13 protein-coding genes are annotated in these 12,806 nt (G+C 42.5%); 5 read left to right on the forward strand and 8 right to left on the reverse strand.

Annotation, left to right across the window (positions count from 1 at the left end):
* Position 1: 1 nt before the first annotated feature.
* Positions 2–484, reverse strand: coding sequence for a 5-(carboxyamino)imidazole ribonucleotide mutase (gene purE, locus CEX98_RS07775; protein WP_099641525.1), 483 nt, complete (start codon positions 482–484; stop codon positions 2–4).
* Positions 485–606: 122 nt separating this feature from the next.
* A complete protein-coding gene (locus CEX98_RS23255) occupies positions 607–813 on the reverse strand; it encodes a hypothetical protein (RefSeq protein WP_099641526.1) in 207 nt (68 codons plus the stop codon).
* 131 nt (positions 814–944) lie between these two features.
* On the opposite strand from CEX98_RS23255, the gene CEX98_RS07785 reads away from it, so the two are divergent.
* Together CEX98_RS07785 and htpX are read left to right on the forward strand one after the other, a co-directional pair.
* On the forward strand, positions 945–1,466 hold the full coding sequence (locus CEX98_RS07785) for a TetR/AcrR family transcriptional regulator (RefSeq protein ID WP_099641527.1): 522 nt from the start codon (positions 945–947) through the stop codon (positions 1,464–1,466).
* 152 nt (positions 1,467–1,618) lie between these two features.
* A complete protein-coding gene (gene htpX / locus CEX98_RS07790; RefSeq protein ID WP_099641528.1) occupies positions 1,619–2,479 on the forward strand; it encodes a protease HtpX in 861 nt (286 codons plus the stop codon).
* 58 nt (positions 2,480–2,537) lie between these two features.
* Here the strand turns inward: htpX and CEX98_RS07795 are convergent, their stop codons facing one another.
* Positions 2,538–3,017, reverse strand: coding sequence for a GNAT family N-acetyltransferase (locus tag CEX98_RS07795; RefSeq protein WP_099641529.1), 480 nt, complete (start codon positions 3,015–3,017; stop codon positions 2,538–2,540).
* A gap of 352 nt (positions 3,018–3,369) precedes the next feature.
* Here CEX98_RS07795 and CEX98_RS07800 point away from each other — a divergent pair, with 352 nt between their 5' ends.
* On the forward strand, positions 3,370–3,570 hold the full coding sequence (locus CEX98_RS07800; protein WP_099641530.1) for a hypothetical protein: 201 nt from the start codon (positions 3,370–3,372) through the stop codon (positions 3,568–3,570).
* Between the two features lie 52 nt (positions 3,571–3,622).
* Here CEX98_RS07800 and bioD read toward each other — a convergent pair whose 3' ends face one another.
* The 4 genes from bioD to bioB are packed head-to-tail and all read right to left on the reverse strand — an operon-like array spanning position 3,623 to position 7,277.
* Positions 3,623–4,315 carry a dethiobiotin synthase gene (gene bioD / locus CEX98_RS07805; RefSeq protein WP_099641531.1) on the reverse strand — a complete coding sequence of 231 codons (693 nt, stop codon included), beginning with the start codon at positions 4,313–4,315 and terminating at the stop codon, positions 3,623–3,625.
* A complete protein-coding gene (locus CEX98_RS07810) occupies positions 4,312–5,091 on the reverse strand; it encodes a methyltransferase domain-containing protein (RefSeq protein WP_099641532.1) in 780 nt (259 codons plus the stop codon). Before CEX98_RS07810 ends, bioD begins: the two co-directional genes overlap by 4 nt.
* Positions 5,088–6,230, reverse strand: coding sequence for an aminotransferase class I/II-fold pyridoxal phosphate-dependent enzyme (locus CEX98_RS07815; protein WP_099641533.1), 1,143 nt, complete (start codon positions 6,228–6,230; stop codon positions 5,088–5,090). Before CEX98_RS07815 ends, CEX98_RS07810 begins: the two co-directional genes overlap by 4 nt.
* Positions 6,231–6,233: 3 nt before the next feature.
* The gene (bioB, locus tag CEX98_RS07820; protein WP_099641534.1) at positions 6,234–7,277 is read right to left on the reverse strand and encodes a biotin synthase BioB; all 1,044 of its coding nucleotides are present in this window, start codon (positions 7,275–7,277) and stop codon (positions 6,234–6,236) included.
* Between the two features lie 146 nt (positions 7,278–7,423).
* Here bioB and bioA point away from each other — a divergent pair, with 146 nt between their 5' ends.
* Positions 7,424–8,713 (forward strand): adenosylmethionine--8-amino-7-oxononanoate transaminase, encoded by a 1,290-nt coding sequence (gene bioA, locus CEX98_RS07825; RefSeq protein ID WP_099641535.1) that lies wholly within the window; start codon positions 7,424–7,426, stop codon positions 8,711–8,713.
* Positions 8,714–8,897: 184 nt separating this feature from the next.
* Entirely contained in the window at positions 8,898–10,235 is a 1,338-nt protein-coding gene (locus CEX98_RS07830; protein ID WP_099641536.1) for a KamA family radical SAM protein, read from the forward strand.
* Positions 10,236–10,590: 355 nt separating this feature from the next.
* Here CEX98_RS07830 and CEX98_RS07835 read toward each other — a convergent pair.
* On the reverse strand, positions 10,591–12,806 hold a 2,216-nt coding region (locus tag CEX98_RS07835; RefSeq protein WP_143484335.1), incomplete at its 5' end, for an N-6 DNA methylase.

A 12,806-nucleotide genomic window follows, 5' to 3' on the forward strand; every position in this document is an offset into this window, starting at 1 on the left:
GTTACTTCGCAGGATCTGGGTTAGCTAGTACGGTTTCTGTTTGTTCTTTTCTGAACGCTTCCACTTTTGCAAATATCTCTGGCTGTTGACAGCCTAAGATTTGAGCCGCTAATAATCCAGCATTTGCAGCGCCAGCATCACCAATGGCAAGTGTTCCCACAGCCACGCCTTTTGGCATTTGGCAAATTGAAAGCAGTGAATCAACACCGTTAAGTGTTTTCGATTTTACCGGTACACCAAGTACTGGCAAGCTTGTAAATGCCGCAGCCATACCAGGTAAATGTGCAGCGCCGCCGGCACCTGCGATAATCACTTTGATCCCACGCTCTGCAGCAGTCGAAGCATAGTCAGCAAGAAGCTGAGGGGTACGGTGAGCAGAAACTACCTTTGTTTCATACTCAATGCCAAACTTTTCTAACATCTCGGCTGCATGCTGCATTGTAGGCCAATCTGATTTCGACCCCATAATGATGCCAACGGTCATAATAATTCCTCGACTAATTTTGAACGATACTGAGCTAAGGTCCTTCATGCCTTAGCTCGGCGCATTATACCCGAGTTCGTCTTTAATGCGAAGAATCAACTTATTGCAATTATCTAGTTGGGCTATTTAGAAATGGCCACTGGCTTCATGGTTTGTGCTTTTGCCTTGTTGAAATAAAAGAAAAAATCTTTAGGTCCCATAATCAAGCACAGTATAGCCAGCCCGCCAGGAATGAGCACAAACTTCAGTACCGGTCCCAGTATATAGCTGTAGAAAAAGATAAACGGTATAAAAAGGATATACCCGAAAAATAGACTCAAATAATGCATAACAACTCCTATTGAATATTTTATTGAGCGCGCTCAATTATAATAATGAGCGCGCTCAATAAATGCAAATTATATCTCTAGTTCGTCGTGAATATATGCTAAACTAGCCAAGTAAAAGTTAAGGTAACCATATGAAAAAAAGAGAAATTACATACCAAAAAATTCTTGATGTGAGCTGGGGGCTATTCCAGGAGAATGGCTTTGAAAATACCACGACTAGGCAGATAGCACAGGCTGCGGGTGTCGCCTCTGGAACAGTTTTTGCGCATTTCCCTACCAAACTAGAGATTCTGAAAGTTGCGATGTATAACCAAATTGAGGCAATCATTGCAGAAGCTAAACTCACGGATGAACAGCATAGTGCAGTTCTCAAGTTACGACATTACGCAAAGTACTTGTTTGCTTTTTATCTGAGTAACAGAGATTTTAGTAAAGAGCTGCTATCAGGCGTTATCTGGCAAGTTCATTTTTTCAGTAGCCAACTTGAGCTGTTTAAACAGCTTTTATTTAGTGAGCAAGAATATAATGAGGCAAAAGCCACGGTTATGATGGACTGTTACTTTATGACCTTGTTAGAAGGACTAAATAATGACAATAGCTCCGTTGAACAATTGCTTATTACCCTTTCGCAAAAACTAAAATTACTTAGATAAAAAATTTGTATGATGTGTTCTTATTTAAAATATTCATATAAATTAGCTTGTACTTTGTTGTCAATGACCATATAAATGCAGCTAGGACTATGTAATAAGCAAGTGCTTGGGAAAAGTTACTTAGTTCCTAACTTTTGTCTAACGAGGTCAAAATGAAACGCGTCATCTTATTCCTTATCACTAACTTAGCCGTCATGCTTGTGTTAGGGATCGTGTTATCTATCGTCATGTCTGTGTTTGGTATATCTAGCCGAAGCTACACAGGCATAATGGTTATTGCTGCCGTATTTGGATTCGGTGGTTCCTTTATTTCTCTTTACATGTCCAAGTGGATTGCAAAAAAATCAACTGGTGCATTTGTCATTGAGCAACCACGTAATGAAACTGAGCATTGGCTAGTCTCAACGGTGGCTGCACAAGCTAAAAAAGCCGGAATTGCAACACCAGAGGTTGCTATTTACGACAGCCCAGAAATGAATGCTTTTGCCACAGGTCCTAGCAAAAACAACAGTCTTGTCGCTGTTAGTACTGGCCTACTCCACAACATGAGCCAAGATCAAGCGGAAGCCGTGTTGGCGCATGAAGTATCGCACGTCGCAAACGGTGATATGGTTACGCTAACCTTAATCCAAGGTGTGGTAAATACCTTTGTGATCTTCTTTGCTAAAGTCTTAGCTGGAATTGTAGATAACTTCTTAAATAGTGATGAAGAAGAATCTGGCGGCAGCTGGACATATTTTCTCTTCGACATGATTTTCCAAATTCTATTCGGGATTTTGGCGTCCGTTGTCGTTGCCTACTTTAGCCGTAAGCGTGAGTTTGCAGCTGACAAAGGCGCGGCAGATTTAGTCGGAGCACATAAGATGCGCTCGGCTTTAGAGCGATTGAAGCATAACCATGAATCACAACTCGAAGGTTCAATGATGGCTTTTGGTATTGCATCGGGTAAATCAGTCGCCGACTTTTTTGCCTCTCACCCTCCATTAGATGAGAGAATTAAAGCACTGTCATAATACTCTCAAATTGAACAAGTACTAAAACAAAATCAGGGCAGCGCTAAGCTGCCCGTTTTTATAGCACGAGACGGTAAAGCCCTTCACTCACATAGCCAAAGCCTAAACGCACCAATAACCGAAGCGAGCGTTGATTCTCTGGTGAAACTCTTGCCAACACCGTAGTACCACTAAATGGCAGTTGCTTTTTTTGCTTCAATAGATGATTGAGTGCTTCATACATTATGCCATTTCCCCAGTGCTCCGGCGCAAGTTCATAGCCCAAGTAGATACCGTCAATATCTCCATCTTCTCGATAAAAACCAATACAGCCAATGATCAGATTGCTTTGTTTGCAAACTAGGCAAAATCTGCCACCAACTCGCTCATAAAAGCGCTCAATATCCATTTGGATCATACATTTTAAGTCTATATCTGTGAGACTGTCACCGTAGTCATTATAAGCTTTAACTTGGGGAAGATTGAGTAAGTGAAGCAGTTGATTACTGTCTCTGTGTCGAATAGGTCTAATAACCAGTCTTTCGGTTGCGAATTCCATCTACCACTCACGCAAATATGTGATTAGCGCAATAGTAGCACCATTAGTGGAAATTAACCTGAGGTTTGAATAAGGAATTATCTACCTTTTTGTTTTTATTGATATATTAAATTATTTCCTTATCTACCCAGAAAGTTTTGGGGTAACCCCACTCTCGCGTGCTACCTACGCCCTTGTAGGCAAGGCAAATTTACGCACCAATAGCAGTCTATTGGAAGTGAATTCAACGCAGTTAGCACTAAAACTAGCTGCTAGAAAGGCACTAATTACCCAAAACTCAGGTAAATCACATCTTTCAATTTTATGATTTACCGGATTGTTTTATAATGGTCGTTTTTTGGGAGTAGTATTAATGAGCGAAGAATTCAAAGTTATTCCACCCACGACTAAAGTTTATTGCCCAGAGCGAGGCGAAGGCTGGACATTAACGGGTATCACAGGAATAGATGAAAATGCGTCGGTCATGTTTTCTGGGGTTCGCTACACCATTTCAGCCAAGGAAATCGTAGAATCATTACTACCAAATTATGCCGCTAAGCATACAACCGACTAAGTACCGCTCAAAGGCGGCCGTGGTAAGCCGCATTGTTTTAAATTTACCTTGATTAACTTGATGAAGGTAAATTAAACAGAGATAGCAGCGCTGAGCGCAGTTGTAACTTAGGTGTTCCCTCACTGTAAGGTGCCGTTGCTAGTAACGGACAATCTAAGCGCAGTTTAAGGCTTTCGAGGTTCTCTTCAAACACCGACATATTAGGATCCACTTGGTTGGCAACCCAGCCCACTAAGTTGATCCCTTTTTGCTTGATTGACTCTGCGGTTAAAAAAGCATGATTTAAGCACCCAAGCTTCATACCCACCACCAAAATCACCGGAAGCTGAGCCCGAGCAACCCAGTCATATAAATATTCTGAGTCATTGATTGGTAATGCCCAACCACCTGCGCCCTCACACAATATATATTCCGCACCTAGTTGTTCAAGCTCCTCGTATCGCGCTTGTAATGTATCTACGGTAATATCAACATTCACTTGTTTGGCAGCAATGTGAGGAGCAATGGGCGGAGCAAAACAAAATGGATTCACCTGCTCGTATGTCCCGTGCACCGTCGCCGCTTCCATTAAACTAATGGCATCAACATTGACCAACTCCCCAAATGCTTCTTCTGCATCCGCCGCGATTGGCTTAAACCCTATGGCGCGCTTTGCATGTTTTGCTAATAACTTTAACAACAAAGTAGAGATATAGGTTTTCCCTACTTCGGTATCGGTGCCTGTTATAAAATATGCGTGCTTCATTTTTGCAACTCCAAAAATCCTACGTTATAACTTACGTCAAAGCCGCGTTCACTTTGCGGATAATGCTGTAGCAAACGGGCATACGCCGACTTACCTAACAGTCCTTGTCGCTTCGCTGTTGTTTTGACGTCATTGGCGCCGATCTTTTTTACTGAGCGTAAAGCCTCAAGCGGTGAGTCGTAGCTATCAACTAAAATTTCTTCCTGCTCCCATATCACTTTGAACCCGGCTTGCGCGGCAAAGTCTCTAAGTTGTGCGAGCGTATAAAATGCATTAACGTGGCCACACTCATCAATGGCCTGCCATGCTGTATTAATTTGTGCTAATGAGCCATCTAATACCGAACTCAATATTACTCGTCCCTGATTTTTAAGTACGTCATAAAGTTGCTCAAATAAAGCGCGCGGTGAATTAGACCATTGAATGGCAAAATTACTAAATACTAGGTCGATGCAGTTTTGCTGGATTGCAAGTTTGTCCATATCACAACACACACTCGCCCCCTCTTGCAGCTGGCTCGCCAACATAGCATGACTAAGATCCGCACCAAGGTAATGCGTCGTGAATGCCTTGAGTCTGTGAAAATTTTCATGAGGCCCGCAACCTAAATCAAGTAACCTAGGAAACATACGAACGGCACCAAGTTCACTATTGTGTTGGGCTAACCGGGAAAACAGTATATTGGCGGCCTGCTTTTGTACATTGGCGTGTTGTGAGTATGTGTGTGCTGCCTTAGAAAAACACTTCGCGGTTTGTGTTACTTCAGCTTTCATCATGACACCTCCGCAAGTGCAGAAACCAAACATTCAATGTCTTCGATGCTATGCTCTGCCGTTATAGTAATGCGCAAACGTGCCGTATTTTGAGGCACGGTAGGAGGCCTTATCGCCCCAACCCAAATCCCTTGTTGTTTTAGTTTACTTTGCACCGCTAACACGTTTTCGCTAGAACCGTAAACCAAGGGTTGGATAGCGGTATCGCTTGGCATGGGTGATAGATTCGTTGCGCTAATCAACTTTTTAAAGTATTCAATATTGCCCGACAGTTTGTCTCTTGCTTGCGAGGCTTGCAATAGCTTTTCAAGTTGCAACAAAGCAACGCTCGCCATAATAGGTGATATTGCTGTCGTATAGACGAATTCGCGATTAAACTGTGTCATATAATCAATAACATGTTGGCTTGCTAGTACTGCCGCCCCCTGGCACCCCATGGCTTTGCCAAATGTGATGACTAAAATTTCCGGTTTAATTCCCGTGTCTACTGTCCCTAAACCATTTTCACCAACCACACCAAAAGCGTGAGCATCATCTACCATTAACCAAGCATTGTATGATTTTGCTAATTCACTGATTTCAACAATTGGGGCTGTGTCACCATCCATAGAAAAGACGCCTTCAGTGACAACCAATTTATGTTCGGCTTTGGTTTTTTCTAACCGCGATCTTAAATGAGTAAGATCATTGTGATTAAACCTGACAAATTTTGCATCTGTGGCCAAACCACCATCAATGAGACTGGCATGGTTCAATTTATCCTGAAACACAGCTGCACTAGATTGCTTTTCTTGGGTCGTAAATAAGGCTTTGAGCACACTAGTGTTCGCTGCAAAACCACTTGGAAACAGCAAAGCGGCTTCATAGCCAAGCGTATGACACAATTTGCGCTCTAATTTGTGGTGCACGTCTAAATAACCCGTAACCAGCGCTGAACTGCGGCTCCCAGCTTCTGTATGAACAAGCTGATCAACCTCTAATTTAGTCGCAAGGCCTAGGTAATCATTGCTGGCAAAGTTAAGGTATTGCTTACCTGCTATCGTAATTGTACGAGCACAGGCATGTTCCACTAAAACGCGCTGCCTCAGCAGCCCTTCACGACGACGAGCTGCGAGTGCTTGTGATATATAAGCAAAAGGCATTGATCAGTTAGCTTCGTAAAACAGCTCTGATGTTGCTTTGTCTGCGATAGCTGAACTTAACGATGCTTCATAGGCTTCATCAGAGTAGTCTTCACGTTTTTCTGGGTTCATGCCCAGTTTTCTGATCAGGTTCATATCAGCATCGGCTTCTGGATTCTCTGTAGTCAGAAGCTTGTCTCCGTAGAAAATGGAGTTAGCACCAGCAAAGAAACACATTGACTGCATTTGCTCATTCATCGCCGTTCTACCAGCGGATAAGCGTACATAACTATGTGGCATCATAATGCGAGCAACGGCGATAGTTCGAATAAACTCGAAATGGTCTAGGTCATCAACGTTTTCAAGCGGCGTGCCTTTAACTTTTACCAGCATGTTGATTGGTACACTTTCAGGCTGTTTTGGTAAGTTAGCCAGTTGGATCAGCAGGCCATAGCGATCTGATGCTTGTTCGCCCATACCCACAATACCCCCAGAGCAAACCTTCATACCTGCGTCACGCACATGGTCTAGCGTGTCTAATCGGTCTTGATAAGTTCTAGTAGTGATGATTTGCTCATAATACTCAGGTGACGTATCGAGATTGTGGTTGTAATAATCAAGACCGGCCTCCCTTAGTGCATGCGCCTTTTGATTATCAAGCTTACCTAAGGTCATACAGGTCTCGAGACCTAGCTCTTTTACTTCTTTCACCATTTTAGCGATATAAGGCATATCACGCTCTTTCGGATCCGACCAAGCAGCTCCCATACAAAAGCGTGTGGCTCCTTTTTCTTTAGCAAGCTTTGCTTGAGTGACGACTTTTTCTACTTCCATTAAGCGTTCACGTTCTAGGTCTGTTTTATAATGGCCTGATTGCGGGCAATACTTACAGTCTTCTGGACAAGCACCTGTTTTAATAGACAATAAAGTCGATATTTGCACTTCATTGGGGTTGAAGTTTTTACGGTGAATGCTTGCGGCATAAAAAAGTAAGTCATTAAAAGGCATGTTGAACAGTGTTTTTACTTCTTCATGTGTCCAATCGTGTCTAAGCGCGCCTAATTCCATATTTTCATTCTCTTTTTCTTTTTGCCTAAATTTACTCACCAATTGCGTAACTGGTTAAATTAAAAGCAAACAAACTGACGGTGATTGGCTTAGTCTACTTCTTAGCATAGTATTGTCAACGTTACACGCACCCACAAGGTTTACATATGAACAACAAACAACCAATAGACGTTGAATTTGATCGCGAACATATTTGGCACCCTTATACATCAATGATAGATCCACTGCCTGTTTATCCGGCCAAACGAACCTATCAAAATAAAATTGAACTTGAGTCAGGTGAGGTGTTGATTGATGGCATGGCGTCTTGGTGGAGTGCAGTCCATGGTTATGGCCACCCTGAGATCATCGCAGCGATAAAGGCGCAGGCCGACACCATGAGTCATGTAATGTTTGGCGGCCTCACACATCAACCAGCTGTTGAGTTGTGTAAACTGCTTGTGGAGTTGACACCCGCTCCACTCAACCGGGTATTTTTGGCTGACGGCGGCTCGGTCAGTGTTGAAGTATCAATCAAAATGGCAATCCAATACTGGCTGAGCAAAGGTAAGAAAAACAAAACCAAAATCATGACTGCTAAAAAAGGCTATCATGGTGATACTTTTGCTGCGATGAGCGTATGTGATCCGGTTAACTCAATGCACGCTATGTACCAAGGCTTTTTACCTGAACAAGTGTTTGTTGATGCGCCTTCAAGTCACTTTTATGATACCCAAAACACTAGAGAGCTTGAAATACTAGAATCGGCATTTGCTGCTCACCATGACCACATTGCGGCATTTATTATCGAACCGATCGTTCAAAACGCCGGTGGCATGAATTTCTATCACCCTGACTACCTCAAGGCGCTTAGGGAGCTATGTGATAAGTATGAGGTGTTACTCATCCTTGATGAAATTGCCACAGGGTTTGGCAGAACCGGAAAAATGTTTGCGTGTGAGCACGCGGGGATCGCTCCGGACATTATGTGTGTTGGTAAAGCCCTCACTGGCGGAAATATGACACTTGCCGCCACGCTAACAACAAAAGAAGTCGCCCTTGGTATTAGTCAAGGTGAAGCCAAGGTATTAATGCATGGCCCAACATTTATGGGGAACCCGCTAGCATGTGCAGCGGCAGTAGCAAGCCTAAAGATAGTAAAACGACCAGAAACAATGGCAAATATACAGCGTGTCAACACAGCGCTGAAAGCGTTGACATGTTGCGCTAGCCTTGATCACGTTAAAGACGTCAGAGTATTGGGCGCGATTGGGGTGGTAGAACTAGACCAAGTTGTTGATGTTGCCAAGATCCAAGCGTTTTTTATCAAGCAAGGGGTTTGGATCCGGCCTTTTGGCAAGCTCATCTATATCATGCCGCCTTACACCACCCCCGACGAAGATATTACAGCATTGGTCGACGCCATTTATTCCGCTATCGCCAGTGGTCACTATTAATTTTTGTATATTGAGTTAGGTATTTTTAACGACCTAACTCGCTTTTGATAGCACTAATGGTGGTTAAACGTACAGAAAGTTGCAGTTTCTCGAATTTTTCACACTTTGTACCTGAAATGATATCAACGACATGTTACCATGGCCGTTTTTATTATTAGCAAGTGAGAAAAGAGACATATTAAATATGCAGCAAACCGTCAAATTGCAGCCAGCTGAAGCTTATCAGCCACCTCGTTTCACCGTATATCAACACCGCCAAATCGATAAGATTGAGCAGCTTGATAAACTGCCTGATCACCTGCGCTTTCAAATGAAAGTCGTCGCTAACGTTTTTCCTTTTCGCGTTAATAATTTTGTAATTGAAGAGCTCATCGACTGGGACAAAGTGCCTAATGATCCTGTTTTTCAATTAACCTTCCCACAGCGTGGCATGTTAGACGACGAGTCTTACGAGCAAATGGCTGCGCTACTCAGCCGAGAGCATACGCCGGAAGAGGTGTTTAACCTTGCCACCAAAATTCGCCAAAAGTTAAACCCGCATCCCGCAGGGCAAATGGAAAAGAACGTTCCCGAGTATGAAGGTGAGCGCGTAGACGGTATCCAGCATAAATACAAAGAAACCGTTTTGTTTTTCCCGTCTCAAGGTCAATATTGTCACTCTTACTGCACATTCTGTTTTCGTTGGGCTCAGTTTGTTGGAAAAGCAACTCGCTTCAATAATAACGACGCTGAATTACTTCATAACTACTTAGCCGAGCACACCGAAGTGACCGACCTACTGATGACCGGTGGCGATCCTATGGTTATGCGTACAGTAAAGTTAAGAAATTATCTAGAAGCCTTGAAAGAGCCGAGGTTTGATCATATCCGTACCATTCGTATTGGTACAAAATCACTTACCTTCTGGCCATTTAGATATGTAACCGACCCTGACGCGCAAGAGCTGTTAAAGTTACTTAAAGAGCTGGTAGATGCAGGTAAGCACGTTTCAATTATGGCGCATGTTAACCACAAGCAAGAGCTACGTACCGAAGTAACGCGTGAGGCCATCAAGCTCATTCGTAAAACGGGCGCGCAGATCAGAACACAAGCACCGCTGCTTAACAATATAAATGTGGATGCCGACATGTGGGCTGATATGTGGAAGGAGCAAACTCAGCTTGGCATGATCCCTTATTATATGTTTATCGAGCGTGATACGGGTGCTAAACGTTACTTTGAAATTCCACTACATAAAACTTGGGAAACCTTCCGCGAAGCCTATAAACAAGTTTCAGGTGTTAGTCGCACCGTTAGAGGCCCTTCAATGAGTGCAGGCCCAGGTAAGGTTGAAGTTTCAGGCGTCACTGAGATCGCGGGCGAAAAGGTGTTTGTACTGCGCTTTATTCAAGCACGAAACCCAGACTGGGTGCAGCGTCCGTTCTTTGCCAAGTTCGACGAAAATGCCCACTGGCTGGATGACTTAAAACCTGCATTTGGGGAAGAAAAGTTCTTCTGGCAGGACGAGTACGACGCCATGTAAATGTAAAAATATCAAAAAAGCCAGCAATTTGCTGGCTTTTATTTTATTTAGTGCATTTAATAAGCTAAGGTTTTGATAAGGGGTGAGTTAACTCATTGCTTTTAATATTAAGTATAATTATTTCCTTATCTAGCCAGAGCGTTTTGCGAATAACTGGCTGCTAAAAGCATTAATTTGATAAGTCTTAACTGTATCTACTAGGTTTGATTGCTAGGGCTTAATCAAACCTGACTGTCGCATAAGGGCCAAGCTAGGCCGTTCAACAGCACTTATTATCTTAAACCCAATTGCGATAACGGGCACTCAAATAACTCGTATTTGGACAATTGTGAGTTACGGACTGAGCAGCGCCTTGTTAGCTGTCTATATCGTCGCTATACGGTAGAGCATCAATATATGTCTCCATATATTTCCAGTCTGGAGTTCCAGACTTATCTACAGGCAGTTTTATTTTTGATTCTTTCATTCTCTGCATATGCCACTTTCTCCCATAGTTAAACCTGAACTTCTCTTTGCGAATTATGGTAACCAGAAATATTGCAATATTGGGAGTTAAATTGAAGTTTGGATAAAGAACATTCACACTATCGAGAGCCCAGTAAGGAACAGGCTGATAATAAGCTTCTGCAACACCGTTTCCATCGTAATTAACAGTAATAGTATTTCCGTCAAAGATTGGGTCTTGGCCAATGTATGTAGAGACACCATTATTACTATCAATAGCACCAATAAATGGAGTATTACCAGGGAGCATATTTGCTTTTGTTAGTCTCTTACCTTTCCTTACATCAAAAAGTGCACCTAGGGTAAAATATTCCCATTTTTGCACATCAACTTTATCTTCATGCTTATCAGAGTCTATAAACATCTTGAACGATACGTATTTCTTAACCTCTTCTGCAAAGCAGTCTTTCGTGGTTTTCGAGTAATCGGTTTCCATATATGCTTCTGCACACCACTCATCTTCCACTGAGACCTGTTTTAAGACGCTTTCCCCTGGGTGAACCTCTCTATTTCGGTATTGCTCTACCCATCGATCTCTAATTTTTGGCCATAAGTGCTCAGGGTCTACACGCCCCTTGTGTTTGGTCTTTGTGAAACCATCATCTTTCCAATATCCGAACCAAGTTTTCGTACTACTATCTTCATGCGGCTCATGCGCTCTAAAGATCATAATGCACGGAACAGCACCTACTGGATAAAATAACTCTGTAGGCATTGACATAACAGCATCCAACGTATGGTTTTGAAGTATCTCGTGTCTCATTGAATGCACAGTAACAGAACAGGCAACGGGTACGATTGCAATGCCTATGCCTCCCTTCTTTAAACTATTTAACATGTGATTTACAAACACTAGCTCATGGAGATCTTCATCACTTTGAGAATAAGGAGGATTAAGAAATCCAACATCACATTGGTGTTTGGTCACTTCAGCAGTTATAGCTTCATCAAAGCAACTTCCTTGGTGTAAATTGGCTTTTCCATCTCCCCTCAAAATCATATTGCTCGCCGCAAGCGCATACATCTGTGGTTGATTCTCAATACCAATTAACCCTTCTTTCTTTATCCTATCTTTCTCTTCTTTTGTTTCGGCGTGCTTAAACATTTGATGCATTGCTGAAATAAGAAAGCCTCCAGTACCAGCACATATGTCTAATACACGGGTATTCTTATTAACATTGGCAAGAAGGGCGAATAGCTCAGTAATATGTCTAGGAGTTAAAACAATACCTAATGCCTTTTTATCACCACCTGTATATTTTAAGAACTCACCGTAAAATTGGCCGACGACATCAAAATCATGGTAAACGCTAATAAAAGGCCATACTTTTTCATTTAGCATTTTGATTAACTCAAACATTACGCCTTTAGGAAATTTCTTGTCAGATTTTCCAAGATTCGGGTGCACGGCTATTGAAGAATATGGCTGCGTCATACTGTATTCTTTGGAGTGTGGAATATCAGCTTTCCTAAACTCCTCTTTGATGACTCGCATCCATTCTTTCTGTAATTCTTCGGGCTTGTATTCATCGAACGATTTTGCAAACGCCTTATTTTTAAGAGCAATTAACGTCCCACTGACTAGCAAAGGCTTTTCGCTTTCTGTGAGCTTTGCATTATCTCTCATAAAATTGTGAAGTTCTCTTGAAAACTCCATTAGGTCATCATGACGTTTTTTGGCTACATCGGGGTCGAACGTCCCATGTTCAATATAGTCGTCAAGAGACACGATTTTAGTAATCTTGCTGCCTGATTTATTTGTTAGCTCTTTGGGTTCTGAGGTGCCTTTGGGGATAATGTAGTTTGATATTTTTAATCCCGACTTTTTTTGACCGCTGACAGCCACAGCAATGACATTATAGGATTTGCTAAGTTTCCTAGCATAATGGAGTACACCATCGACTGCATAGTCGACAGGCCTATTTAAATCTTTGCTAGCGTGGTCTTTGATATTTGCCTTGCATTCAAATACTACTAAGAAGTCCGGAGTCTCTGTTGTAGAAATTATGAACTCAGGTGCTCCCACGCCTCCCTTTCCTGTTTTACTAGCGCTGTAACTCCACCCTA

The organism is Pseudoalteromonas piscicida (assembly GCF_002744175.1).
Taxonomy (GTDB): domain Bacteria; phylum Pseudomonadota; class Gammaproteobacteria; order Enterobacterales; family Alteromonadaceae; genus Pseudoalteromonas; species Pseudoalteromonas piscicida_B.